Below are 24,299 nucleotides of genomic sequence, written 5' to 3' on the forward strand. Positions count from 1 at the left end.
TTATTTTTTTTTATCTGCGATGCTGGCAATACCAGGAAGTTCTTTTCCTTCAAGGAATTCGAGAGAAGCTCCTCCACCCGTTGAAACATGGGAGAATTTGTCTTCCAGGCCGAATTTGTTCACCGCTGCCGCGCTGTCTCCTCCACCCACAACGGTGATCGCTCCCTTTTCCGTGAGTGCCGCGATCGCAAGTGCGACCTGTTTTGTACCTTCAGCGAAATCGTCGATTTCAAAGACTCCCATAGGACCATTCCAGACAACAGTTTTTGCATCGGAGAGCTTCTGCTTGAAGAGTTCTATTGTCTCAGGTCCTATGTCGAGACCCATCCATCCTTCAGGTATCCCGTCGTCGATTCTGACAACCTTCTTTTCCACACCGGCTTCGATCTTCTGAGCGATGACGGTATCGACGGGAAGAACGATCTCAACACCTTTTTCTTTCGCTTTTTCGAGGAGCTCTTTCGCGAGATCGATCTTGTCTTCCTCAACCCTGGACGATCCAACCTCTTTGCCAAGAGCCTTCAGAAAGGTGAACATCATGGCTCCACCTATGAGAATTCTGTCGGCTTTTTCCATGAGGTTCGTGATGACACCGATCTTGTCAGATACTTTTGCTCCGCCAAGGACCACAACGTACGGCTTTTCTGGATTGTAAGTCACCTTGGAAAGGAATCTTATCTCTTTTTCCATGAGGAATCCTGCCACACTGGGAATGAACTGTGCAATTCCAACGTTGGAAGCATGTGCTCTGTGGGCCGTTCCAAAGGCATCGTTCACGTGAATGTCGGCAAGGCTGGCCCAGAACTTCGAGAGTTCAGGATCGTTCTTGGTCTCTCCCGGATGAAATCTGGTGTTTTCAAGGAGGAGAACCTCTCCTTCTTTGAGTTCCTCAACGGCCTTTTTCACCTCGTCACCGACAACAGCGGGAACAAACTTCACTTCTTTTCCAAGAAGCTCAGAGAGCTTTTTGGCGACCGGTGCGAGACTGAATTCCGGTGAAGGCTCCCCCTTGGGCCTTCCAAGATGGGACAGGAGTATCACCTTCGCTCCCTGCTCGAGAGCGTACTTTATCGTTGGAAGGGCGGCTCTTATTCTCGTGTCGTCTTGAACGACCCCATCCTTCACTGGAACGTTGAAGTCCACTCTCATTATGACTCTCTTGCCTTTCAGATCAACATCCCTTATGGTCATTTTTTCCATGTTCGCACCCCCTTTTTGAGTCTGAGAAGGGCGGGAAAACCCGCCCGTTTTTCACATCTTGAGGAGCAGTTCGAGTGTGTCAACAACTCTGTTGCTGTATCCGTACTCGTTGTCGTACCAGGAAGCCACTTTCACGAGCTTTCCACCGATAACGTTGGTGAGTGTGGCGTCGAAGATACCGGAGAACGTAGTTCCAACGATGTCGCTGCTCACAATTGGTTCATCGTTGTAGCCGATGATTCCCTTGAGTCTTCCCTCTGTGGCTTCTTTCATGACGGCGTTGACTTCCTCGATCGTGGTTTCTTTTTCGACCAGTACTGTGAGATCGGTGATGGATCCATCGGGAGTTGGTACTCTGAGAGCGACTCCATCGAGTTTGCCCTTCACTTCAGGAACAACGAGTGCGACTGCTTTTGCGGCGCCTGTGGTTGTCGGGATGATGTTCACCGCGGCCGCCCTCGCCCTTCTCAGGTCTCTGTGAGGCAGATCGAGCACTCTCTGGTCGTTCGTGTAGGAGTGAACGGTTGTGAGCATTCCACTGACGATTCCGAACTTCTCATGGAGTACCTTCACAATGGGTGCTATGGAGTTGGTTGTACAGGACGCGCAGGATATGATGGTGTGTTCGGGTTTCAACTGGTCTTCGTTACAACCGATAACAACGGTGATGTCTTCTCCCTTGGCGGGCGCCGTGATGATGACTTTCTTCGCCCCAGCCTGCAGGTGAAGTTCTGCCTTTTCTCTTTTTGTGAAGACGCCGGTAGATTCGATCACGAAGTCAACACCGAGGTCTTTCCAAGGAAGTTTCGAAGGATCGGGCTCCGCGAAAACCTTGATCTCTTTTCCATCGACGATCAGAGAGTTCTCAGTGTACTCGACTTTGCCGGGGAACTTCTTGTGAACGGAGTCGTACTTCAGAAGGTGTGCGAGGGTCTTGGTGTCTGTCAAATCGTTGATGGCCACTACTTCGATGTCGGGGTTCTTTCTTTCGTAGATGATCCTGTAGACAAGCCTTCCTATCCTACCGAAACCGTTAATAGCCACTCTTACCATGCTCTTTCCCTCCTTCTCACATCAATCCTGGTATTCCAAATTGATGAGTTATTTTGCTCATCTCTTCTTCACGACGTTTCTCGATCTTTTCCATGACTTCGTTCACTCCCGCTATCAGAAGATCCTTTAGTGTATCGATGTCTTCTTTCAAATCCTCGTCTATCTCTATGTCCTTGACTCTCCTATCACAGGTTGCAACGATTCTGACGGCTCCTCCACCAACGGAAGCTTCTACCTCTATTTGTGAAAAGCCCTCCTCGAGCTCCTGGATTTTCTTCTGGAGCTCCTCCTGCATCCTGGTGAAGTCCTTCAAAAATTTTTCCTGCTTTCCCCCGCCCAGACTCTTTCCTCCAAAACTCTTGATCTTTTTCAAATTATCCCTCCTGTTCGAACAATCTCAGGATCTTTTGCGAAACCCTCTCTATTGTTTCTTCCTTTCCCATCAGTCGAAGCTCAACTTCTACCCTTTTCCCGAGCTTTCTGGAAAAGATGTTTTCCAGTTCAGGCAGTTTCTTCTTCATCAACTCGTAATGCATGGACTTCGATGAATCGAAGGAAATGATTACTTTTTCCCCGTCAAACTGGACTTCTGAGAGACTGAGAGCAACAAAGATGGAAAGATCACCTTTTTCTTTCAGTTCTTCCATGAGTTCTTTGAAGCGTTTCTCAAACTCGTTATCTTCTTTTTTTTCTTCCCTTGCTTTCACCGCTTCTTTTTTCTCTTCTTTTTGCTGAACGTTTGAATTATCTTTTTCTTTGACATCGTTTTCCTGAACGTTCGTGGCGGAGAATCTCGTTGCTATGTAGGCCGAGCCTACTTTACAGACGAGTCGTTTTTCTTCGGCGAATTTTATTTCTCTCAGAAGATTCAGAAGTTGTCTCGAAACCTGAACTATATCGTTCGCTGAAGCCTGATAGACACCTTTCTCCCTTTCTAAGTCTTCGACCAGGTCCTCGACCGCTTCCTGAATGAGTACCTCGTAATCCTTTCCGCTGTAGTAGACGTCGTCGAGAACGGTGAATACCTTTTTCACATCACCTGAAAAAATAGCGTTCACGTAATCTCGAACAACCTGTACTGGAATCAGTCCAAGCGCCCTGTGTACCGTCTCGAGATCTATCTTTCCTTCCGAGAACTTCCACACCTGTTCGAGCATGGTGAGCGCGTCTCTCAATCCCCCAGAAGCCCTTTTGGCGATGAAACTCAGGGCTTCCCTGTCTATCTCTATCCCTTCCGCTTCTGCAACCTCCTGGAGTCTCTTTTCGATGAGTTCATCGGGAATATTTCTGAACTCGAAAACCTGACATCTTGAGATGATAGTGGGAGGAACCTTCTCAAGGTTTGTCGTTGCCAGCACGAACACAACGTGGGAAGGAGGTTCTTCGAGCGTTTTGAGAAGTGCGTTGAAGGCTTCTTTCGTGAGCATGTGAACTTCGTCTATTATATAAACTTTGTATTTTCCTTCCATCGGTCTGTATCCAACAGCGTCCCTGATTCTTCTGATCTCATCTATTCCCCTGTTGGAAGCCGCGTCGAGCTCTATCACGTCCATGAAGGTTCCCTCATCTATCTCTCTGCAGGCTTTACAGGAATTGCAGGGTTCAACTCCCTTTCTGTTTTCACAGTTCAGTGATTTCGCAAGAATCCTGGCGAGAGTAGTCTTTCCTGTTCCCCTCGGACCGGCGAATATGTATCCATGGGCCACGCTGTTTTTTTGAATCGCGCCGATTATTGCCTTTTTCACATGATCCTGATTGACAACCTCAGAAAAAGTCTTTGGTCTGTACTTCCTGTAAAGAACTTCCACGGAATCCCCCCATGTTATAATCGAATTGCATCCAGATTTTATTATACCAGAGGAGACATTAAGAATGGTTGAACAGAGGAGGAAAATCGTGAAAAAAATAACTATCTTGATCTTGGTGCTCGTGGTGGTCCCTGTTTTTCTGAGCACCGTTCCTCCGGAAGATAATATTTCCTTTCGCGAGATCAACTCCATTGCAGTGAAGGAATGGTTCAAAGAGCTGGTCAGATCAAGAAGAGCCTCTTACAAACTGAAAAGCGATGAAGAATTCCTTGAAGACCTGTGGAAAACGATAAACAACGTAGCGAAAGAGACGAATTTCGATCCCCTTCTCATAATATCTGTCATAGATGTGGAAAGCGACTTCAGAAATGTTGTGGGCTTGTACGGAGAACTCGGCATGATGCAGATAAAAAAAGAGACTGCGGAGATGGTGGCGAATCTGTACGGCTTGGAAATACCAGAGTCAGGTTGGACGGAACTCGTGTGGAACTACCGTTTGAACATAAAATACGGAACTCACTACTTGAAATATCTCTTCGACAAGTTCAACAACTTAAGACTGGCACTCGAGTACTACAACGGCGGAAACAGCAGAAAATCCTACGCGCGGAGGATACTGGAAACGTACGAAGAGTTCAAGAAAGAACTGGGAATCTAAACCTTCGAGTATATCTTGCCAGAAGAGTCCTGGACCACACGGAGAACCAGCCTCTCCACTTCCAATTCCTCGAGTTTCTTGTCGTCCAGAGTTTTATAAATCATTCTCCTTGTTCCCCTTATTTCTTCGAGGGGCTCGAACAACACCCTGGAAAACCTCTTCGTGGCAGAGAAAGGATGCGCTTTCTCCAGAATCACACCGTTCACTCCCAGAAGAAAGAGTTTTTCCAGGAGCTCTTCACTCATCTCTTGAAACTGAAGCTGGTTCTTCCTGAACGTTCCTAACACCACTATTTCTCCCGTCAGGTCGTAGAGTTTTGTTCCCTCGTATTTTTCGTATTTTTCAAGGACGTCCACAACGCTTCTGTCCATCACAACGATCTTTCCTGTGTAGTAAACCACATCTCCTGTCTTCAATTTTCTAATAACATTCAGAGACACGGGATATCTGAGTACGATCAGAAAAAATCACCTCACGATCATCCAAACAAAACCATCGATGAACCTTACAAAAGGATTCATGACGAGTGGTATTATCCAGAGCACGAGCAGAGCGATCATGAAGAGAACGCCGTACACCTCGTATTTTACCAGCCACTCCATGTACCTGTCAGGAAGAAGAGAAGCGAGAATCCTGCTTCCATCGAGAGGCGGTATAGGAAAAAGAGAAAAGAGCGCGTACGTGAGGTTGTATTTGGCGGCCTTCACCATGAGAAACCACCAAAAATCCTCTTCGGGAAGATGCGAGGCGATCAATCCACAAAGAAAGAAGAGTATGAAGCTAACGGCAGGACCGATCAGCGAGATCTTCAAAAGGTCTTTTTTCTTGTTTTTTAACTTCCAGTAACGAATGGGCACGGACCTCGTCCATCCGAATTCGAAGAGGATGAAAGAGATCGTTCCCAGTGGATCGAGATGAACGAAGGGGTTCAGAGAAAGCCTTCCGGCCTGCTTCGGTGTGGTATCGCCGAGTTTGTAGGCTACAAAGCCTTTGATGTACTCTCTGGGAGTAGCGACTATGAGCACTGCAAGAAACCCTGTGAGTATGTTGCTCAGCGTGGGAACTATTATCCTCATGTTCACCATCCTTTCAAGACTCCTTTCAGCATCTCCTTCATCTCGATAGCGTCGTTTCTCATTTTCTCTTTCAGTTGTAATTCCTTCTTCAACACAACGGGAACCTTCAAAGAGATTTCCAAAGGGTCTCTCTTTGAAAAGAAATGATCCTCTTTTGTGTATCTTGCGAAAAATCTTCTCGCTTTTTGACAGTCGATGATAATGAACGGTACTTCGAAATACGCCGCCACAAGCGCCGGGTGGAACCTCTCCGTTATCACAATAGACGAGCTCACTATCTCTTCGAGTAAGTTCTCTCCATTCCTGAGAGGTGGAAGATAGGAGTGATCCCCTGGAAAAGCCGTCGATATAACAAAATCGTTTATTCCCTGACCTCTGAGACTCTTCAAGATATACGACACATCTATCGGAGATTTCAGGAAAAACACCGCTTTCTTTTCGGCATTCCTTTCCATATCGGACTCCATAAGGTGGATTATGGCCGGGTCTGTTCCGAGCATCGCATTTCCGCCAACCATTCTGACGTACCTGTAAGAAGCGGGATCACGCGCTATGAAAACGGTTCTTTTATCTTTGAAAACGTCCCACACAAGCTTTTTTGAAAGCCTTCTTCTCAACGGTCCCACGCTGTTTCCAAAGAAAATGAGGGGTTTGTTCATGAGAAGCGAAGCTTTCGAGAGTGAATAGTAGTAGAGAAGACTTCGGAGACTGGTGACGTCCTGAAACAATCCTCCTCCACCCGCTATGGAAACCTGAGACTTCTTCAAAAAAGAGAGTATCTTGAGTGAATATCTATCGACAGCGGTGACCCCTATAGTTCTTTTTCTCTTCGGCAGGGGTGTGTATATGGTCCCGAATCCCAGTTCTTTCAAAAGATTCACGCACGCTTTGAACATCAGCTCATCCCCGAAGTTGTCGAAGCCGTAGTATCCCCAGAGAAAGGCCGTTGCCAAGGAAAATCACCTCATTGTGTAGAAGAATACTCTTGGAGAATTATACTACACGAGGTGAAAAGATGATCACGAATCTTTCCGACAGAGTGTTCGTGATAGGAACAGGAACATCGGCAAACAGTGTGCTTGTCTGTGGAAAAAAATTTTGTGTGCTCTTCGATTCAACGCTTTTTCCTGAAAAGGCAAGGAAGATAAAAGAGTTCGCTACAGAAATTCTGGGCAAAGACATCGTTGTCGTTTTCAACACGCATTACCATCCCGACCACACCTTCGGAAACACGGTTTTTGACAGGATCATATCCCACAGTTTAACCAGAAAAGCTCTGGAAGAAATGGATGAAGAGTATATAAAAAAGATCGGCGTGGAGGTTTCTCTGAAGTTTCCAGATAAGACCTTCACCGAAAGAGAAAATTACAGATTTGGGGACATTGTGGTGGAGGCAGTTCACTTAGGAGGACACACCCCGGATTCTTCGATCTTCGTTTTGAAGAACGAAAAAATCGCCATCTGTGGAGATCTTCTGACAACCGGCATCCATGCCGAAATAGTCACGGACAGTGACCTCTCTGAATGGATAAGAGCGCTCAGCGAGATCGAAAAAGTACAGGCGGATTACTTCGTACCGGGCCACGGAAAAGTTGGAACCATCGAAGATGTCAGAAACATGAAAGACTACATCTCAAAAGTCCTGCGCTTCAGAGAAGGCAGTGTGAAACACTCAGAACTCCTGGAAGACCCGAATTTCATCAACAGGGAACACCCAGAACTCCTGACCTGGGGATTGGAAAACATCATTCGTTGAGAAGTTCGAGCCTCTCTTTTGGACTCACGATTTCTGTTATCCTCACCCCAAAGTTCTCATCTATCACGACAACTTCTCCGCGGGCGATGAGCTTTCCGTTCACAAGAATGTCCACAGGCTCTCCCGTGAGTTTGTCCAGCTCTATTATGGAGCCGGGGATCATTTCCAGAACCCGTTTCAGAGTCATTCGAGTTCTTCCAAGTTCCACTGTGACTCTGAGAGGTATATCGAGAAGCAGTTCCAGCTTTTCATTTGGCACTTTCGTTTTTCTGGTTTCAGAAGGTTTCAGCTCGGCGAATTCTACCGGTTCAACCTTCACTTTTTTCTCCTCTTTCTTTTCTTCTTTTTTCTCACCGCCTTTAGTTTCGGATTGTTTCTTTGTGAAGTACTCGTACATCTTCTTCACCAAATCGGCGCTTATCACTTGATAGAACTTCGACTTCGGAAGCCCCTCTATCTCTATTTCGAATTCGACGACGGCGACATCTTTTTCTGGATTGTCGGTCACCGGTGGAAACTGAGTACTTGGATCATCGAAATTCAATATCTCCACCTTCGGCGGAGATATGTTGATGGTTATTCCCAGAAGTTCAGAAAGCGACGTTGCAGCGCTTCCCATCATCTGATTCATCGCTTCTCCAACTGCGCTGAGTTTGATTTCGTCCAGTTCCTCGGTTTCCACCTCTCCACTTCCCCCCATCATGAGGTCAGCCATCACCGCCACGAGCTTTTTATCGAGGACAAGGACGTTCAAACCTTCAAGTCCCTCCGTGTATTCCACACTCACCACTACCTGTTCACCGCTGAAGTCGCTCTTGACATTCTTCATTTTCTCTTCTCGAACAGTTGGAACGGTGATATTGATGTCCCTTCCGAGTATCATCGAGAGAGTCGTGGCAGCACTCCCCATCGCGATGTTTCCTATCTCGCCTATCATGTCTTTCTCTTCGGGAGTGAGGACACCACCGGTATCAGAACCACTTAGGAGTTTGTCTATCTCTTCCTGAGAAAGGAATTCATTTTCCGTCATTCGTATTCACCTCCGTTGGTGAATTCACCGGTCACCTTCACCGCGTACTTTCCCTTGAACGTTCCGGGAATTCCCGTGAACTTGGGTCTCCCCTCAACGTCTATTCTTATCTCATCCTTGTAGTGAGTGCCGAGCCTTATGACGTCTCCCACTTCCAGATCCAGAATTTCCTTCAATCTCAACTCAGTCTCTCCAATCACCGCTTGAACAGTCACAGGTACCCTTTGAGAAACTTTTTTGAGTTCTTCCATTCGCTCTTCGACTCTTTCGGGTTTTCTTCCCATCATCCAGAAGCGATCCGAAAGCTTCACGAGCAAGGGTTCGAGAAGCGAAAACGGCCAGCACACGTTGATGAAGCTCGTGAACTCGCCCCAGGAGACGGAAGCAGTTACGAGAAGAACGATCTCATTGGGTGGAACGATCTGAACGAATTGAGGATTCGTCTCCACGTTCTCTATCGAAGGAATGAAGTACTGAAAATCACTCCAGGCCTGAGCAAGAAGGGTCAACATATTGGTCACTTCTTTTCTCATTATGGAGGTCTCTATCTCCGTGGGGGGTCTGTTTGGAGGATTGTCGCCGGGACCTCCCATTATGATGTCGAGCATGGTATAGAAGAGATCCAGCCTCATTTCGAAGATGGCGCTTCCCTCAAAAACGTCTCCGGTGAAGATAACTATGAACGATGGGATCATCACGGATCTTATGAATTCCTCATAAGTAAGCTGATCTATGCTGATTTCAACATCCACAAAAGTTCTCAGCCTTCCTGAGAAATACGTAGAAAGGGCCCTCCCGAAATTTTCGTGTATCATCTGAAAGGTTCGAAGCTGTTCTTTGGAAAACTTGCTCGGTCTCTTGAAATCGTAAGGCTTAACTTTTTTCTCCTCTTCTTCCTTCAGGAGGTCCTCTTCCTTCAATTCACCTTTCATCAATGCCTCGATCAACTGGTTTATTTCTTCCTGGCTGAGAACATCAGACACGTTACCACCTCACTCGGTGGTCGCAAACGCCTTGATGTACAGGTACACATCCAGAACTCCGTATTTCTCTTTATCACCAACGAATCCGGTGATCGTGTTTACCGCGTCTCTTATTTGACGTTTCAACAGTTCCAGACCCGGAACGGTGCTAAGTTCGCTCTTGTCTTTGCTCAGAAAGATCATCATGAGCGCATCCATGATCTCGTCTTTCCTCTCGGCTACAGCTGCCCTGCAGGCATCGCTCCCCACACTGAAAGAAAGAGAATCTATCACAACCACGTCCCTTCCACCTTTGAGAAGGAAGGTCTGGTTCTCTCCCTGTTGAATGAGGACCGCTTTTATCCTTACTGGAGTCGAAGGTACGTTTTCACCCTGCTCACCCTGATTCGAACCGAGGAACATGGGCAGCAAGAAATACACCGCCACGGAAACCACAAGCGGAACAACGATGCTCATGATCAAAGACGCACCCATTCGACGTTTCGGTTGTTCTTCTTCTCTTCTTTCTTCTTCTGCCATCTTCTCACCTCACAGCTTCTCTCGTTTTATGAGGATATCTATTCTTCTGAACTCTTTTCTCAATCTATCTAATTCCTGCTGATACTTTTCTTCCAATTTTTTCAGTTCCGATTCGTATTCCGCTTGAGAAATCTCCCCGTTTCTGAATTTCTCATTGAGAAGGGCTTTCTCGACGTTGATCCGGTTTTCGAAATCTTGGATCTTTTTCTTTATCTCCCTGTCTCCAAGTCCTATTGGGTAGAATCTGTCTGGATTGTAGAAAAGTTCGATGTTGAAGCGTCCAAGCTTTATGTCCGCAGCCCTTTCGATCATTCTCTTCTCTCTCAACTCGGTGAGAAAGAAATTCACGACGCTCGCCGCTCGTGCGCTCGAAAGATGCCAGTTGGAGACGTAAATCGAGTTTGGAAGAGGTAATCTGTCGTCCGCATAACCGTAGATCTCGAGCACGTTCGTGGTGTGTTCTATGACTATCTGTCCCACTTTGGCCAGGAGTTCTTTGGCTTCCACTGTGAGCTTGGCGCTTCCCGTCTCAAAAAACACCATGTCTTTCAACACGATCAGTGTTCCTTCGTCTCTCTCTTCAACTGTGATCTTTCCCTTATATTCTTCGGACAATCTCATGAGTTCTTGATATATTCCTCTTTTTGATGTGATCAAGGGTTCTTCGTTTATGCTTTTTCCTCCCATGAGGACGCCCGGCGGGTTCCCACTCAACGCGATTCTGAGCCCTACCGCCACCTGCTGGAACTTTCCGGGACTGATAGTGGACATCGAGATCAAAGCCACAAAAAACGTGAGAAGCAGTGTCACCATATCTGAATAGGTCGTCATCCATTGAGGACTGCTTTTCTGTTCCTCTTTTCTTTTTTTCGCCATCACGCGGTTGCCTCCTGAGAAGCCGCCTCGTAAGCCTGTCTTTCTTTCTCAGGGAGGAACGACTTGAGTTTTTCTTCGAGAATCCTCGGGTTCTCTCCCGCCTGGATAGAAAGAACAGCCTCCAGTATCATCCTTTTCTCCAAAACCAGAATGTCCCTTCTCTTTTTGATCTTTTCAGCCATGGGAAGAAAGACACCGTTGGCCAGAACGGCACCGTAGAGTGTTGTTATCAGCGCAACCGCCATAGAGGGACCGAGGGTTTCTGGATCGTTCAAAGATTTGAGCATTTGAATGAGACCGATCAACGTTCCAATCATACCGAACGCGGGAGCGTACGCCCCTGCAGATTCCAGAACCGCCCTTTCTCCGTCGAGTTCCTCTTCGAAGAGTTCCATTTCCGTTTCCATCATGTTCTTCAAAAGATCCGGATCAGTTCCATCCACCACGAGCTGGAGCGCTTTTTTCATGAATGGATCTTCTATACTCTCCAGATTCTCTTCCAGAGAGAGCAAACCTTCCCTTCGTGCTTTCTCGGAAAAAGAGACCATCGTCTGAATCAGGGAAACGTGATCGATCTTCGGCTCTCTCAGAGTTGAGAGCATGATATTCACGATCTTGAAGGCTTTGTCCTTCGGATGAGCCACCATGGTTGCTGCGATGGAGCCAACAACGGTTATGAACAGCGAAGGGATGTTTATGAACGCTGCAAAATCTCCTCCACCTGTCAGGATTCCTATGAAAAGAGCCGCTATCACAAGAACAAGACCCATCAGGGTCGCAAGGTCCATAGGATCACCTTCCCTGTTCTTTCCACCAGTTGAAGATCTTTCTCTTGTATTCTATCACCCTCTGAACGACTTCCTCTGCGGATTCTTTTACGATGTATTTTCTACCGTTTATGAGGGTGATCGTCGTGTCCGGCAGCGCTTCGATGGTTTCTATCAGATCAGCGTTCAGGAAGAACCATCTACCATCTATCCTCGTCAACCTGATCATCTCTCATCATCTCTTGATGTTCACAAGCTCGTTAAGAATCTGATCGGCTGTCGTGATGACTCGCGCATTTGCCTGGAAACCTCTCTGCGCGACTATCATCTTGGTGAACTCTTCCGCAAGATCCACGTTGGACATCTCAAGGGCACCAGGAATCAAAACTCCTCTTCCACCGCTGCCAGGAGCTCCTATCTTTGGAACACCGCTGTTGGCAGACATAGCGTAGAGCGAATTACCAACCTCTGAAAGTCCCGAAGGATTGTTGAACACTGCGAGGGCGATCTGCCCAAGAACATCTGTGAGCCCGTTGCTGAAGGTTCCTATGATCTCTCCCTGCTCGTTTATGGCGAAGGACTCCAGGACACCCATCGGATTTCCGTCCTGCCACGGAATGTTCAGAGTGCTATCACCGGAGAACTGAGTTATTCCAGAAAGATCGGCGGTTATGCTAACAACACCATCCCCACTCTGACCCGTATCAAACTGGATCGTTCTAACTTCTCTTGAGCTGAGATTGTAAGAAGAATCAAGCCCTAAGTATTTAATGGGTCTTCCAGATTCATCGAAATCTATCAGACCCGCCACATAACCACCGCTGCCGTCTTCATCGATCAGTGAGACCGGTTCTCCACTGTCCGTGTACGCTCTCCAGATCCAGGCATTCTTGAAACTCTCCGAATCAATCGTGGTGTTTCCAAGCCTGACGAATTCATAGTAAACGGTGTACGCGTTCCCGAGGGAGTCGTACACCTGAACAGCGGTGGTGTACCTCGGAGAGGAGTAGTCGACTTGAACGAAATTCGTTGGATTGTCCGATTCGTAGAACCTGGGCTCACCGGAGGTAGGGATGACAAGTTCAGCACCATTTGCTATAGGAAGGGACGTTATAGTAGAAGAAGTAGGAGTCGGTGGAAATAGCATCACAGTGTAGTCATTTCCAGCAGTGATGTCAGAATCGTTAATTGTAAAACTACCACCAGAAACGTTCGTGGTATCGTTGTATATCACATTTCCGGAAGAATCCATGACAATGGCTTGGTAAGAACCGTCTGGCAGAGACGTGCTTCCAGAAACACTTCCATCGGTGGTTGCTGTTACGACCTGAGACTCAGCATATATTCCCGCTTCTTCCACTCTTCCAAATTCGTTGAACACCATGTAACCATTCACATCGGCTGTTCCATCGTTGTCGATGTCGATCTTCATTGTGTACCTCTGAGAAGAGCCGAACGGATCTGTTCCCAGATCGTTTTGTGTTTTTTCAAACCACACTCTCACATCGTGATCGATGCCGTTTTCATCCGTTAATGTGATAACGAATGAACCAGGTCCTACTTTGGAGTTTAAATTCCCCTCAAAACGAACGTTTGAGGTTTTCTTCGCCGGCATCGTCATACCTGCGCTGATAACCAGATCCCCTATGGGTTTGTTGGTGTCGATGTACCTCTCACCGGTATCCGGATCCTGAACGGCTGTCCATCCCTGAACTTTGTAACCCGTAGAAGTCTGAATCAAGTTTCCATTGCTGTCCAGAGTGAACGCACCGGCTCTTGTGTAATAATAAGAATTGCCATCTGAAACGATGAAGAACCCATCTCCCTGAATGGCAAGGTCGGTTTTCACACCCGTGTTCTGGAACGAGCCCTGCGTCATGATCTTGTCGATACTCGACACCTGAGAACCAAGACCTATCTGCATGGGATTTGTACCGCCCACATTTTCCTGAGGAGATCTTCCCGCCTTGATCGTCTGTGCGAGCATCGTCTCGAAGTTCACCCTCGATGCCTTGAACCCCACCGTGTTCACGTTGGAGATGTTGTTTCCAACAACATCCATCGCCACCTGGAAGTTTTTAAGACCCGTTATGCCGCTGTAGAGTGATCTCATCATCACGCATCACCCTCCTGAGAGATCTCCAGGATGGAATCGACAGGATAGAGCGAACCGTTCACTAAAACGTATCCCTCTCCATTCTTTATCTGAACGGCCTCCACTACTCCGCCTTCCATTCCCCCTATTTCTTCCAACCCGTCTGAAGTGAGTTTGTAAACGTGGTAAGTGTAACTGCCATCCTCAACACTGATCCCGTTGTCATCCCTTCCATCCCACTGCCAGGCGTGAACTCCCGCCTGGACAGTTCCAAGATCCTCCGTTCTCACCACTTTTCCGTTTTCATCGAGTATTTGAAGCACGATATGCGCATCTTCATCCACGTTGAATATGATGCTGTCCGCTTGGCCATCTACAAGATTCACCGTGTTGTTTCTCACCACGACGTACTTTCCTATCAGAGAAGCGAGCTGGGCTGGACTCACACTCGTCTGGGCTTCGACGAAATCCTTCACCGCGCTGGTGAGGTTCGTGATCTGTTCAAGGCTTGTGAGCTGAGAGAGTTGAGATATCATGTCCTTCGTTTCCATGGGCTCCAGTGGATCCTGCATTTCCAGTTCTTGAAGAAGGAGTCTGAGAAAAGCCTCTTTGTCGAGAGAGTTATTCGAAGAGCTGGAATTGTTTCTGATTCCTGTGAGAGAGGAGAGGTATATACCGCTCATATCGTAGATCACGTTTTCACCTCCTGGATGAACTCCTCAAATAGACTGCCCAGAGTTTCACGTTTGTGATCCTTCTGGTTTTCTCTTTGTTGTCTTTGATTTTCCTCCTTGTTCTGATTCTCCTGATACAAGTAGTCTTCCTCCTGTTTTTCAACGTAGATCTGCACATCGAATCCCTTTTCGTTGAATCTTCCAATCAGTCGCGGTATATCGTGCTCTAAAACGTGCTTGGCTTCTTCTGTCTGAACTTTGAAGACTATCTTCAACTGGTTCTCTTCCTTTGTTATGGTTATCTCCAGTTTTCCCAACTCCGGTGGCTCAAGGTCTATGACGGCCCTTTCTGTTTTGTGAAAATACATCTGTTCCACAAACCTTGGCAGATGAACAGTCTCTGCTCTTTTCAATTCGGGGAGCGAATAAACCTGCTTCGCCCTCTCCTGAGACAGAAACTCCAGCGCCTCCCTGTTTGTTACTTCTCTGTAACTCTCGATTTTTCCTTTTTCTTCGTATCTCATTTCCATCTCCATTGGCTGATTCTTCTCTCGGTTTTGTGAAAGAGATTTCTCGAAAGTTTTTTCCTGAGATATACGTATTTCGTTTTCAACAGCCTTCTGACCATAGAACTTGTTCACGGGTGTTGCCCTCTTTATCGAAGGCTCTTCACCATAGCCGTTCAAAACGTTTCTGGTGTTCTTTTCTAAAGAAGAACCATCATTTCTCAATGGCAACCCGGTTTCTTTCACTTTCTCTGATTGTTTTTCTGTGTGAGTATCTTCCTTCCTTGTGTGAGAGTAGACTTTCGGATTTTCTTTGAGATTTATAGAACCTTCATTCACAAAAAGCGATTCATTCAAACCATAGTTTTCAAAGTTTTTCTGTGAAATTCTTTGAACGCTGACTTCCCAAACCCTTTCACCATCACCGTTCACTGATCGCTGTTCTCCATTTGTCAGGAGAAGTGGAACAACATTGAGATTGGATATTTTTATTTCATTCCCGGTATCTTTCGTAATTCCTTCTTCGGAGAGTCTGTTTTCGATAACTACCGTCTTTCCAAGGTCTCTTGATAATTTCTCCGTATCGGTATTTTGAGGAAGAAATCTTGTCTCGACGAAGATCGGCTGTTTTGCTGTGTGCTCTTTATCCTGAGCAGAAGTGGGAGGTTCCTTGAAAACCTTCGTAGATTCCGATTTCAAAGAAGACTCAGAACCTGTTCGAAGAACTTCAACAGGTGTTTTAAAAGAACTCGAAAGCTTTTTGTTCGATTCACTCCGCGAAATCTCTGATTCCGAATGCAAAACAGAACGATGTTTCTTTTCGAACGAAATCTGTTCTGCACTCTCTTTATTCTCTAGACCATTTTCTTTCACTTTTTCACGTCCAATGAAAAACCACAGTTTTTCAGTTGAAACATCATGTGTTTTGGATTTGAAAATTCCTCCCTCATTTTCTCCTTGCTCATCACCGTGATTTTCATCAATATTTTCAAAAAGGTGTTCTGGTTTTTCATTTCTTTTAGATATTTCTCGCAAAACATGCTTCTCGCTGGACTCATCATGAGTTTCTTTAATCTCCTTGTCCAACGTACTCAAAGATGAACGCACAGCTTCTTCTATCAGTCCTTTTTGATCCTCAGAATCGTTTTGAAATCTTTTCAAAAGTTGTTTGTCCAGTGTCTCTTCCAGTCTACCGTTTTTCCCAACCGGCAACGAAAGATGCTGGGCGCTGGTACCATCGAGATCGTCTAACACGTTTCTTTTTGTCTTTTTGAGGGCTTCAGCATGATTTTCAGATGACCCCGACTTTGCCTTTTCCTGAACATTCAGAAAGTTACCATCAGCATTGTTCAGGTATCCAATTTTCTTTTCAATGATCTCTTTTTTCTTCCCAGATGTAGAATCGATTATTTTTTCTTTGCCCTTTAAAGATTTCATCAGGTCCTTCACGGATTGAGAAAACAGACCCGCCGCTGATTTCTTTTTTAATTCACCTTTTTCCTCTGCCGTCTTGATCATCGCAAAAAGAGAAAATTGTCCTACCTTCACTTTCTCTCCTCCAGAAGATCCGGAGCGTTCTGAACTATGTACTGAACCAGAACAGAAGCGTGTTCCCTATCCATCATGGAAAGAACCGTTCTCAAAGTTTCTGGATCCACATTCTCCCTTCTCAGGAAATCGACGGCTACCTCTGGTGTGATGTTGTTCAAAGCGTCCGCCACCGATTTCAAATAGGCTTCTTTCTGGAAAAGCTGAGATTCTTTTTCTGTCATCTGTTTCACCACTTCCTGAGCTTGTTTAACCAGCATTTCGAGCCTTTCAATGGTGCTTTCCACACCCACCATGAGTTCCATCACCCGTGCGGTTTTCTGTGGGTTGACACCGGAGAGCGCCTCGAGAAACTCTCCAGCGTACTCTGGATCGGTTCTTTTAAAGATCACAGCAAGCGTCTCATCATCCACTTCGTTGAGTGCGCTTGCGAGATTCTTCGGATCGGTGTTCAAAAGCACGTTGACGAGCTCGTCTACCTGCTTCTTGTAGGATTCCAGCCTGTTTTTCTCCTCGAACAATTGATTCTTGAGGGATTGAATATCTTCGATCATTTTCTCAACAACGTTTCTTTGCGCTTCCAGCACCTTCGCCTGCTCTTCGAGTTCTTTTTCTTTGCTGATCAATTCGTCTATCTTCTGGTTGTATATCTCTATGTATTTCTGATAAATTCTAGAGTAGTACTCAGCGGGACTTTCCGCTTTGAGAGGCTGATAGTTGATTCTGTCTTTCAAAAACGGAACCTTGGAAGCAAGAAAAGCGATATAACTCCTCCAGTCTTCAAAAGGAGAAACTCTTCCACCGTACAGCCTGTTTATTTCAAAGGAGATGTAGCCGTACATGAACAGAATCAAGAGTATCAGAAACGTTATTAAAAAAACAACGAAAAAACCTCTTCGTTTTCCAGGCAAGGTCCATCTACCTCCCTCGGTTTCATACTTCTACGGGAGATCTATCTTTTCCTAAAGGATGGTAAAGTATGGTAAAACAAAAGAGGGAAACAAATATGGGCAGAATACTCGTGATAAAACGAAGCAGGGAAGTATTTTATATCGATAGAAAATCGATCAAATCCTATTTGAAAATCTCCTCTTCCGGAAAGAAATACCGTGTGAAGATCGTTCTGAGAGATCCTCGTGGTAAGATCTTTTCTGATGAGAGTGAAGGGCCCAGAACATCCCGGAACCTTCTCAAACTCATCGGAGAAGCGGTAACAGAAGCTTTCATTAGACGACATCAAAGAAGTCGCTCTCGCAGAAAGAAGGTTCGTTTTTGCTCATCTCACACTCTCGAAGAATGGAAAAGAAAACTGGCGAATCGGTGCGGCTCCTCTGGAAAAAGATCTTCTCCAGAGCGTTGTTTTCGTGGTAATAGATGCTCTGGTAAAATAGTAAAAAACAGTGCGTGGGGGGTATTTGGATGAGCAGCGCAAAGACACTGGAAGAAGTCATATCGAAGATATCCGGGGTCATCTCCGCCAAGGTGATAGAGGAAGACGGTCAACCCAGAGAAATCCACGTCATAGCAGATCCTTCCAGGAATCCAAAACAGATCGTTCGCGATATCGAAACTGTTGCCCTCGCGTCTCTTGGAATGAAGATAGACAGAAGGATCATCAGCATTGCCCAACTGAGTCAGGGAAGGTTCTCTCCTTCGCAGACTTATGAGATCACCTCCATAGAGGTAAAAAACCTCGACAGGAAAAAGCAGGTGAAAGTCACAATACGCAACCCTCTCGAAGACGAAGACATGGTGGGTGAAAGTGCGGGGCCTGGAACATCCACGAACCTTCCAAGGCTCGTTGGAGAAGCGGTGATAGAGGCTTTCAATCCTGAATATTCCGTCTCGGTGGACGACGTTCAGAAGGTCTTTCTGGCTGGAAGAGAGTTCGTGCTCGTCCACCTCACGATCCAGGACGAAGATCGAGAAAGAACGGAAGTTGGGGTTGCACCCCTCGAAGGAGACTTTTTGAAATCAGTGGCCACGGCCACGCTCAAGGTGGTAAAAGATCTCACCTAAAAAAAGAGCGCTATCGTGTCAACGACTTCTTTTATTTCGTCGTCCCTCAGTTCTGGAAACATGGGAAGCGCAAGACTTCTTTTTGAAAGTGATTCGGCCACTGGGAAATCCCCTTCTCGATATCCCAGATCTTTGAAGCACTTTTGAAGGTGGAGAGGTAGGGGGTAATAAACCGCCGTCTGAATACCTCTCTCTTTCAATCCTTCTCTGACTCTCTCCCTCACCTCTTCACTTTCGAAGATCACCACATATTGATGGAAAACGTGGTACCTGAAGCCTTTCTCCTCCACACGGGGAAAGACCATCGGCAGTTTTTTCTCCTCGAACAGCTCCTGGTACGTCCTTGCCACCCGTATTCTCTCTTCTGTCCACCTTTCCAGATACCTGAGTTTCACCCTCAAAATCGCGGCGTGTATCTCGTCGAGTCTCGAGTTGTATCCCACCTCTTCGTGGAAGTATTTCTTTCTTGCACCGTGAACTCTCAAGATCCTGCTTTCTTCCGCTATCTCATCGCTGTTCGTCACGATCATTCCGCCGTCGCCGTAAGTCCCCAGATTCTTCGTGGGAAAGAAAGAGAAAATCGCCGCATCCCCTACAGACCCACTTTTTCTGATCTCACCACTCGAGAACTTCCACTCCGATCCCATCGACTGAGCACAGTCTTCGAGGAGCATCACTCCGTATTTCTCCCTCAAAAAGCTCAGCGCCTCAAGATCCACGGTTCTACCGAAGAGGTGAACGGGAATGACAGCCTTCACTTTCTCTTTTTTCAGAACGTGTTCGAGCTGGTTCAGATCTATGTTGAAGGTGTTCTCGTCCACGTCGACGAAGATCACCCTGGCACCGAGTCTGTAGGGTGCGCTCGCCGTGGCAAAGAAGGTGTAGGGTGTTGTGACCACCGTATCTCCCTTTTCCACTCCCATCGCCCTCAGTGCTATGAGAAGCGCATCGCTTCCGCTCGCAACGCCAACACCGTGCTTCACGCCGATAAAACTGGCGATTTCTTCCTCGAGTCTTCTCACGTTCTCTCCGAGAATCACCCTTCCCGAAGAGATCACCTTGTCTATCGCGTTCAAGATTTCTCCCCTGATTCTCTCGTACTGCCTTGTGAGATCAAAAAGGTGGATCATTCCTTCACCTCCAGAAAGATCCTTCTGGCGTTCTCTGTGGTCACTTCATCCACTTTCGCTTCAGGCACATCCAGCACCTGCGAGATCGTTTCCACGACGTACTTCAGGTACTTCGGCTCGTTCCTTTTTCCCCTGAACGGCTGTGGTGGAAGAAAAGGACAGTCCGTCTCCAGAACGATGTGTTCAAGGCCCACTCTTTTAACCACTTCTCTCAGAGCCTCGCTCTTCGGATACGTCACAGGGCCTCCTATTCCAAGCATAAAGCCGAGGTCTATAAACTTCTTCGCCCACTCGTAGTTCGAAGAAAAAGCGTGAATCACACCCCGCTTCTCTGGAAGCGGTTCTGATCTGAGTATCTCGTACGCCTCGCTGTACGCGTCTCTGATGTGAACAACGAGGGGAAGGTTCAACTTTCTTGCGAGTTCGATCTGTTCAACGAAGACCTTTTTTTGGACTTCGGCTGGAGAGATGTTCCTGAAGAAATCGAGTCCGGTCTCACCTATAGCGACCACCTTTTCATCTTTCGCGAGTTTTTCGAGCTGTTCTATGAAATCTTCGGGAACTTCCTTCGCGTCGTGTGGATGCACACCTAAAGAACAGAAGATGCGATCACTTGTCTTTGAAAGATCGAGTGATTTCTTCGAATCTTCGAGGTTCACACCCACGTTCACCACAAATTCAATGCTGTTCTCTTCAAAGCTGTAGATGATAGCGTTTCTGTCGTTGTTGAACTGGTGAAAATGAAGATGCGTGTGCGTGTCCACCATTGAAATATCCCTCCTCCTGTGTTAATATACTACACAAAGGCTTTTGTGAAAAAAGTGAAGAGGTTCACCTTTTTGTGATGAAAAGGTTTCTTTGACCTTAACAATTAGGTTGATATAATTCTATTGGATCAAACGATCTGGAGGTGGTGGATATGGTATCGGGATGCGGTTGTTGTTCAGAAAGGTTGGTGAGTTCTTCAGGGATTTCGTGAGTATTTTCAAGCACATATCAGAGGATCTTGAGATGTACCTCAAGCTCGATCCCGCCGCAGAGAGTAAGCTTCAGGTGTTTTTCTTCTACGCTTCCTTCCAGGGTCTTATGTGGTACAGATTCGCTCATTTCTTCTACAAGTGGAAATTGAAAGTCCTCGCCTACCTCATTTATTACTTTGTGCGTGTTGTGTTCTCCATGGACATCCATCCAGCGGCAAGAATCGCTCCGGGAGTGGTGATAGACCACGGTATCGGTGTGGTCATCGGAAGCACCGCCTCGGTGGGAAGGGGAACGCTCATCTACCACGGAGTCACTCTCGGGACGAGAAAGCCGTGCTCCGGAAAAAGACACCCTGACGTGGGTGAGAACGTGATGATTGGAACGGGAGCGAAGATCCTCGGCCCGATAAGAGTTGGAAACAACGCCGTTGTGGGTGCGAACGCGGTCGTCCTTGAGGATGTTCCAGACGGAGCCGTTGTCGTAGGTGTTCCTGCAAGAATAGTCAAGTGGAGGAGGGATTTCTGCGATGATGGAAAGACTGATAGGGAGCACTCCTATAGTGAGGCTCGATTCGATAGACTCGAGAATATTCTTGAAACTGGAAAAGAATAATCCCGGTGGCAGTGTAAAGGACAGGCCCGCCCTCTTCATGATTCTCGATGCGGAAAGAAGAGACCTTCTCAGGAACGGCATCGTGGAGCCAACGAGCGGCAACATGGGAATCGCCATAGCGATGATTGGAGCAAAGAGAGGACACAGAGTGATCCTCACGATGCCCGAGACCATGAGTGTTGAGAGAAGAAAGGTCCTGAAAATGCTCGGGGCGGAACTCGTTCTCACACCAGGGGAACTGGGAATGAAGGGTGCCGTGGAAAAAGCGATAGAGATATCCAAAGAAACCGGTGCACACATGCTCAACCAGTTCGAAAATCCCTACAACGTCTACTCTCACCAGTTCACCACAGGTCCGGAGATCCTCAAACAGATGGACTATCGGATAGACGCCTTCGTTGCGGGAGTGGGAACGGGAGGTACGATCAGCGGAGTGGGAAGGGTTTTGAAAGGCTTTTTTGGAAACGAAGTGAAGATAGTAGCGGTGGAACCAGCGAAATCTCCCGTTCTCTCTGGAGGCCAGCCGGGAAAACACGCCATCCAGGGCATAGGAGCGGGCTTTGTTCCGAAGATCCTGGACAGATCCGTGATTGACGAAGTGATCACCGTGGAGGACGAAGAGGCCTACGAGATGGCGAGATACCTCGCAAAGAAAGAGGGACTCCTTGTGGGAATCTCCTCCGGTGCCAACGTCGCAGCCGCTCTGAAGGTAGCCCAGAAACTCGGGCCAGACGCGAGGGTCGTGACCGTTGCACCGGACCACGCGGAAAGATACCTGAGTATCCTATGAAGGGAACTTACATTCTGCTTTTGAAACTCGAAGAGAGTGTTGCTTTGAGGTATGGAAAGAAAACATCTCATCTGGAACCAGGTTACTACGCCTACGTAGGATCCGCGATGGGGGGATTCTTCAAGAGGATCCCCCGTTATTTTCTCGGTCCTAAAAAGAAACACTGGCACATCGACTACCTGCTGGATCACGCACAGATCGCCGGGTTGATAATGTTCAGCGGAAGAAATATCGAAGAGGAGATCTCGAATGTGTTATCATATCATTTTGAAGGAATAGAGAGCTTCGGTGCGAGTGACCTCAGGGTGAAAACCAACCTCTACCGCGTTGATCCCGACAAACTCTTTTCTCTTCTGGGGGGGTTCCGTGAGAATAGAGATACTCGACGGGCACAGAAACATAGGGGGAAACAAGATCAGAGTGGTTGATTCTGAGAACGACGGTTTTCTGCTGGATTTTGGATTGAACTTTTCCAGATGGGGAGAGTTCTTCGAGGAGTTTTTGAACCCCAGAACAGGTAAGATCCTTCATGACCTGCTGAAGCTCGAAATGGTTCCCCGGCTCAACATTTACAGGGACGACCTCTTCGATGGAAAGTTCGAAGATCCTGTGAACCACGCCTTTCTTTTTTTGAGCCATGCGCATGCGGATCACACCGGAATGGTGGGCCTCATAGACGAAAAGATCCCCCTCCTCATGACCGGCGAAACCTTCGCTGTGATGAGAGCCAGTGTGTACACGAGCAACTCAAACGTTCTGACTCAGCTCGGTGGAAAGAAAAGAAGAAGGGTCTCAGATAAAGATCTGGAAAACGGAATCCGCGAAGACCTCACGGTGAGCCCGGGAAATTCGAAGAGCGCGGAAAGATTGACAAGACGCGTTTCTTTTCCTAAAGAGGTCGAACTCAACGACGATTCAACTGTTGTCGATATGAACTCCCTGTGGAAGAACGAGCTGTTCGTTGAACCTGTGTACCACTCCGTCATAGGAGCCGCGGGCCTTGCGGCAAGGGTGGACGATCTCTGGCTCGCTTACACCGGAGACTTCAGAACGGGTCCCGAGACAGCAGAAGAAGAGCGCTACTGGCTGGACACTCTCGGTGAAAAGAGACTCGCGCTTTCTCTCAGGACCTCGAGATTTTTTGAGAATCTGAAAGACAAGCGCCCGCTCGTTCTCATCGTTGAGGGAACCAGAGTCACGAGGGAAGAGAACGTGGAGAACACGGAAAAGGACGTCTTCGAAAACGCGATGAGAGTTTTCAGGGGGACGAAGAATCTGATACTCGTAGATTTTCCCATCAGACACCTGGAGAGGCTCTTCACCTTCCTTAAGGTCTGCATGGAAAACGACAGAAGACTCGTTCTCATGCCAAAAGACTACGCCTATCTTCTCGAGATGGAACGAGTGGAACCACTCTGGAAGCTGACGGATGAGGAAAGGTCCTTCGTTCGTGTGTACCACCCCGGGAAGGTCACCTACATAAACCTCGAAAAAGACGCACTGCTTCGAGCCAGAGAGGAAGGGATCCTTCTCTCACCAGAGGAGATAAACCTGCATCCAGAAAAACACACCATGGTTGCGGGATACTGGGACTTCCCGCACATCCTCGATCTCGACGAAAGAGTTCTGAACGGCGCCGTCTATATCCACTCAACGAGCGAAGCCTACACGGAAGAGCAGGAGATCGACGCAAGGCGCTTCATGAACTGGCTCAGGTACTTCAACATAGTTCCTTTCGGTATAAGAGAAGTGAACGGAAACATCGTCTTCACAAAAGAGTTCCACGCCTCGGGCCACGTTTCTCCTCAGGGTCTGGAAAAGATTTTGAACGAACTGAACCCGGATTACATAGTGCCCGTTCACACCCTGAATCCGGGCTGGTTCGTCGAGCGCTGGGATGAAAGGGTCTTACTTGAGAATGTGATTGTGTTATAATTTTTTTCGACACTTCTAAGAGGAGGTGGAAAAGTGGCGAGCAGAGAGGAGATCTTTTCAAAGGTGAAGAGCATAATCTCTGAAAAACTCGGAGTGGATGAGTCACAGGTCACAGAGGAGGCAAAACTCATAGACGATCTCGGTGCGGATTCCCTCGACCTCGTTGATCTCGTGATGGATTTCGAAAGCGAGTTCGGTGTAAAGGTGGATGACGCCGATCTTGAAAAGATCTCAACGGTCGGCGACATCGTCAGCTACATTGAAAAGAAATTGGGGTGAGCTC

Annotated in this window: 27 protein-coding genes; 8 read left to right on the top strand and 19 right to left on the bottom strand. The window is 47.2% G+C overall.

Going from position 1 to position 24,299, the window contains the following annotated elements:
• The 4 genes from MC24_RS07990 to dnaX are packed head-to-tail and all read right to left on the bottom strand — an operon-like array spanning window position 1 to window position 4,061.
• Complete coding sequence (locus tag MC24_RS07990) at window positions 1–1,200, bottom strand: phosphoglycerate kinase (protein WP_038054371.1); 1,200 nt, start codon at window positions 1,198–1,200, stop codon at window positions 1–3.
• Between the two features lie 51 nt (window positions 1,201–1,251).
• Entirely contained in the window at window positions 1,252–2,253 is a 1,002-nt protein-coding gene (gap, locus tag MC24_RS07995) for a type I glyceraldehyde-3-phosphate dehydrogenase (RefSeq protein ID WP_038054373.1), read from the bottom strand.
• A gap of 16 nt (window positions 2,254–2,269) precedes the next feature.
• Window positions 2,270–2,626, bottom strand: coding sequence for a YbaB/EbfC family nucleoid-associated protein (locus MC24_RS08000; protein ID WP_038054376.1), 357 nt, complete (start codon window positions 2,624–2,626; stop codon window positions 2,270–2,272).
• 1 nt (window position 2,627) lies between these two features.
• Complete coding sequence (gene dnaX, locus MC24_RS08005) at window positions 2,628–4,061, bottom strand: DNA polymerase III subunit gamma/tau (RefSeq protein WP_038054379.1); 1,434 nt, start codon at window positions 4,059–4,061, stop codon at window positions 2,628–2,630.
• A gap of 88 nt (window positions 4,062–4,149) precedes the next feature.
• On the opposite strand from dnaX, the gene MC24_RS08010 reads away from it, so the two are divergent.
• Complete coding sequence (locus tag MC24_RS08010) at window positions 4,150–4,719, top strand: lytic transglycosylase domain-containing protein (protein WP_156105119.1); 570 nt, start codon at window positions 4,150–4,152, stop codon at window positions 4,717–4,719.
• Here the strand turns inward: MC24_RS08010 and MC24_RS08015 are convergent.
• Genes MC24_RS08015 through csaB form a run of 3 tightly spaced genes read right to left on the bottom strand, consistent with a single transcriptional unit; the run spans window position 4,716 to window position 6,748 of the window.
• The gene (locus tag MC24_RS08015; protein WP_038054384.1) at window positions 4,716–5,180 is read right to left on the bottom strand and encodes a tartrate dehydratase; all 465 of its coding nucleotides are present in this window, start codon (window positions 5,178–5,180) and stop codon (window positions 4,716–4,718) included. The two genes, MC24_RS08010 and MC24_RS08015, sit on opposite strands and share 4 nt — an antisense overlap.
• 6 nt (window positions 5,181–5,186) lie before the next feature.
• A complete protein-coding gene (locus tag MC24_RS08020; protein WP_038054387.1) occupies window positions 5,187–5,804 on the bottom strand; it encodes a site-2 protease family protein in 618 nt (205 codons plus the stop codon).
• Window positions 5,798–6,748 carry a polysaccharide pyruvyl transferase CsaB gene (csaB, locus tag MC24_RS08025; RefSeq protein ID WP_038054396.1) on the bottom strand — a complete coding sequence of 317 codons (951 nt, stop codon included), beginning with the start codon at window positions 6,746–6,748 and terminating at the stop codon, window positions 5,798–5,800. The genes MC24_RS08020 and csaB overlap by 7 nt, the downstream gene beginning before the upstream one ends.
• 62 nt (window positions 6,749–6,810) lie before the next feature.
• Here csaB and MC24_RS08030 point away from each other — a divergent pair, with 62 nt between their 5' ends.
• A complete protein-coding gene (locus MC24_RS08030; protein WP_038054398.1) occupies window positions 6,811–7,551 on the top strand; it encodes an MBL fold metallo-hydrolase in 741 nt (246 codons plus the stop codon).
• Here the strand turns inward: MC24_RS08030 and fliY are convergent.
• Genes fliY through MC24_RS08080 form a run of 10 tightly spaced genes read right to left on the bottom strand, consistent with a single transcriptional unit; the run spans window position 7,541 to window position 17,460 of the window.
• A complete protein-coding gene (gene fliY / locus MC24_RS08035; protein WP_038054401.1) occupies window positions 7,541–8,581 on the bottom strand; it encodes a flagellar motor switch phosphatase FliY in 1,041 nt (346 codons plus the stop codon). The two genes, MC24_RS08030 and fliY, sit on opposite strands and share 11 nt — an antisense overlap.
• Window positions 8,578–9,564 carry a flagellar motor switch protein FliM gene (gene fliM / locus MC24_RS08040; RefSeq protein WP_038054404.1) on the bottom strand — a complete coding sequence of 329 codons (987 nt, stop codon included), beginning with the start codon at window positions 9,562–9,564 and terminating at the stop codon, window positions 8,578–8,580. Before fliM ends, fliY begins: the two co-directional genes overlap by 4 nt.
• Before the next feature lie 9 nt (window positions 9,565–9,573).
• Window positions 9,574–10,083 carry a flagellar basal body-associated FliL family protein gene (locus tag MC24_RS08045; protein WP_038054406.1) on the bottom strand — a complete coding sequence of 170 codons (510 nt, stop codon included), beginning with the start codon at window positions 10,081–10,083 and terminating at the stop codon, window positions 9,574–9,576.
• Between the two features lie 9 nt (window positions 10,084–10,092).
• On the bottom strand, window positions 10,093–10,959 hold the full coding sequence (locus tag MC24_RS08050; protein ID WP_038054761.1) for an OmpA/MotB family protein: 867 nt from the start codon (window positions 10,957–10,959) through the stop codon (window positions 10,093–10,095).
• A complete protein-coding gene (locus tag MC24_RS08055) occupies window positions 10,959–11,747 on the bottom strand; it encodes a motility protein A (protein ID WP_038054409.1) in 789 nt (262 codons plus the stop codon). The genes MC24_RS08050 and MC24_RS08055 overlap by 1 nt, the downstream gene beginning before the upstream one ends.
• Window positions 11,748–11,751: 4 nt before the next feature.
• The gene (locus MC24_RS08060; RefSeq protein ID WP_038054412.1) at window positions 11,752–11,955 is read right to left on the bottom strand and encodes a flagellar FlbD family protein; all 204 of its coding nucleotides are present in this window, start codon (window positions 11,953–11,955) and stop codon (window positions 11,752–11,754) included.
• 6 nt (window positions 11,956–11,961) lie between these two features.
• Entirely contained in the window at window positions 11,962–13,842 is a 1,881-nt protein-coding gene (locus tag MC24_RS08065) for a flagellar hook protein FlgE (protein ID WP_038054763.1), read from the bottom strand.
• The gene (locus MC24_RS08070; RefSeq protein ID WP_038054415.1) at window positions 13,842–14,516 is read right to left on the bottom strand and encodes a flagellar hook assembly protein FlgD; all 675 of its coding nucleotides are present in this window, start codon (window positions 14,514–14,516) and stop codon (window positions 13,842–13,844) included. The genes MC24_RS08065 and MC24_RS08070 overlap by 1 nt, the downstream gene beginning before the upstream one ends.
• Window positions 14,513–16,549: a flagellar hook-length control protein FliK gene (gene fliK / locus MC24_RS08075; RefSeq protein WP_038054418.1), complete on the bottom strand. Its 2,037-nt coding sequence runs from the start codon at window positions 16,547–16,549 to the stop codon at window positions 14,513–14,515. Before fliK ends, MC24_RS08070 begins: the two co-directional genes overlap by 4 nt.
• A complete protein-coding gene (locus MC24_RS08080; protein ID WP_038054421.1) occupies window positions 16,546–17,460 on the bottom strand; it encodes a MotE family protein in 915 nt (304 codons plus the stop codon). The genes fliK and MC24_RS08080 overlap by 4 nt, the downstream gene beginning before the upstream one ends.
• A gap of 508 nt (window positions 17,461–17,968) precedes the next feature.
• Here MC24_RS08080 and MC24_RS08090 point away from each other — a divergent pair.
• Window positions 17,969–18,568 (top strand): hypothetical protein, encoded by a 600-nt coding sequence (locus tag MC24_RS08090; RefSeq protein WP_012310422.1) that lies wholly within the window; start codon window positions 17,969–17,971, stop codon window positions 18,566–18,568.
• Here MC24_RS08090 and MC24_RS08095 read toward each other — a convergent pair.
• Window positions 18,565–19,698 carry a DegT/DnrJ/EryC1/StrS family aminotransferase gene (locus tag MC24_RS08095; RefSeq protein WP_038033800.1) on the bottom strand — a complete coding sequence of 378 codons (1,134 nt, stop codon included), beginning with the start codon at window positions 19,696–19,698 and terminating at the stop codon, window positions 18,565–18,567. The genes MC24_RS08090 and MC24_RS08095 overlap by 4 nt on opposite strands.
• On the bottom strand, window positions 19,695–20,465 hold the full coding sequence (locus MC24_RS08100) for a TatD family hydrolase (protein WP_038054424.1): 771 nt from the start codon (window positions 20,463–20,465) through the stop codon (window positions 19,695–19,697). Before MC24_RS08100 ends, MC24_RS08095 begins: the two co-directional genes overlap by 4 nt.
• A 163-nt stretch (window positions 20,466–20,628) precedes the next feature.
• Between MC24_RS08100 and cysE the strand changes: the two genes are divergently transcribed.
• The 5 genes from cysE to MC24_RS08125 are packed head-to-tail and all read left to right on the top strand — an operon-like array spanning window position 20,629 to window position 24,295.
• Window positions 20,629–21,291, top strand: a complete 663-nt coding sequence (gene cysE / locus MC24_RS08105; RefSeq protein ID WP_012895999.1) for a serine O-acetyltransferase — start codon at window positions 20,629–20,631, stop codon at window positions 21,289–21,291.
• Window positions 21,206–22,081, top strand: a complete 876-nt coding sequence (cysK, locus tag MC24_RS08110) for a cysteine synthase A (protein WP_012895998.1) — start codon at window positions 21,206–21,208, stop codon at window positions 22,079–22,081. Before cysE ends, cysK begins: the two co-directional genes overlap by 86 nt.
• The gene (locus tag MC24_RS08115) at window positions 22,078–22,509 is read left to right on the top strand and encodes a GIY-YIG nuclease family protein (RefSeq protein ID WP_012895997.1); all 432 of its coding nucleotides are present in this window, start codon (window positions 22,078–22,080) and stop codon (window positions 22,507–22,509) included. Before cysK ends, MC24_RS08115 begins: the two co-directional genes overlap by 4 nt.
• Window positions 22,448–24,016, top strand: coding sequence for a ribonuclease J (locus tag MC24_RS08120; RefSeq protein WP_038033795.1), 1,569 nt, complete (start codon window positions 22,448–22,450; stop codon window positions 24,014–24,016). Before MC24_RS08115 ends, MC24_RS08120 begins: the two co-directional genes overlap by 62 nt.
• 33 nt (window positions 24,017–24,049) lie before the next feature.
• Entirely contained in the window at window positions 24,050–24,295 is a 246-nt protein-coding gene (locus tag MC24_RS08125; protein WP_004081111.1) for an acyl carrier protein, read from the top strand.
• Window positions 24,296–24,299 lie beyond the last annotated feature (4 nt).

The sequence above is a fragment of the Thermotoga sp. Mc24 genome, from assembly GCF_000784835.1.
Classification (GTDB): Bacteria; Thermotogota; Thermotogae; order Thermotogales; family Thermotogaceae; genus Thermotoga.

What these genes read in the sequence shown, in the direction of transcription:
- MC24_RS08065 (WP_038054763.1), bottom strand. Translation starts at nt 13,842, where the DNA reads ATGATGAGATCACTCTACAGCGGCATAACGGGTCTTAAAAACTTCCAG.
- MC24_RS08095 (WP_038033800.1), bottom strand. Translation starts at nt 19,698, where the DNA reads ATGATCCACCTTTTTGATCTCACAAGGCAGTACGAGAGAATCAGGGGA.
- MC24_RS07990 (WP_038054371.1), bottom strand. Translation starts at nt 1,200, where the DNA reads ATGGAAAAAATGACCATAAGGGATGTTGATCTGAAAGGCAAGAGAGTC.
- cysE (WP_012895999.1), top strand. Translation starts at nt 20,629, where the DNA reads ATGCGGTTGTTGTTCAGAAAGGTTGGTGAGTTCTTCAGGGATTTCGTG.
- MC24_RS08060 (WP_038054412.1), bottom strand. Translation starts at nt 11,955, where the DNA reads ATGATCAGGTTGACGAGGATAGATGGTAGATGGTTCTTCCTGAACGCT.
- MC24_RS08045 (WP_038054406.1), bottom strand. Translation starts at nt 10,083, where the DNA reads ATGGCAGAAGAAGAAAGAAGAGAAGAAGAACAACCGAAACGTCGAATG.
- MC24_RS08090 (WP_012310422.1), top strand. Translation starts at nt 17,969, where the DNA reads ATGAGCAGCGCAAAGACACTGGAAGAAGTCATATCGAAGATATCCGGG.
- MC24_RS08115 (WP_012895997.1), top strand. Translation starts at nt 22,078, where the DNA reads ATGAAGGGAACTTACATTCTGCTTTTGAAACTCGAAGAGAGTGTTGCT.
- MC24_RS08100 (WP_038054424.1), bottom strand. Translation starts at nt 20,465, where the DNA reads ATGGTGGACACGCACACGCATCTTCATTTTCACCAGTTCAACAACGAC.
- fliY (WP_038054401.1), bottom strand. Translation starts at nt 8,581, where the DNA reads ATGACGGAAAATGAATTCCTTTCTCAGGAAGAGATAGACAAACTCCTA.
- MC24_RS08030 (WP_038054398.1), top strand. Translation starts at nt 6,811, where the DNA reads ATGATCACGAATCTTTCCGACAGAGTGTTCGTGATAGGAACAGGAACA.
- MC24_RS08055 (WP_038054409.1), bottom strand. Translation starts at nt 11,747, where the DNA reads ATGGACCTTGCGACCCTGATGGGTCTTGTTCTTGTGATAGCGGCTCTT.
- MC24_RS08020 (WP_038054387.1), bottom strand. Translation starts at nt 5,804, where the DNA reads ATGGTGAACATGAGGATAATAGTTCCCACGCTGAGCAACATACTCACA.
- MC24_RS08050 (WP_038054761.1), bottom strand. Translation starts at nt 10,959, where the DNA reads ATGGCGAAAAAAAGAAAAGAGGAACAGAAAAGCAGTCCTCAATGGATG.
- gap (WP_038054373.1), bottom strand. Translation starts at nt 2,253, where the DNA reads ATGGTAAGAGTGGCTATTAACGGTTTCGGTAGGATAGGAAGGCTTGTC.
- cysK (WP_012895998.1), top strand. Translation starts at nt 21,206, where the DNA reads ATGATGGAAAGACTGATAGGGAGCACTCCTATAGTGAGGCTCGATTCG.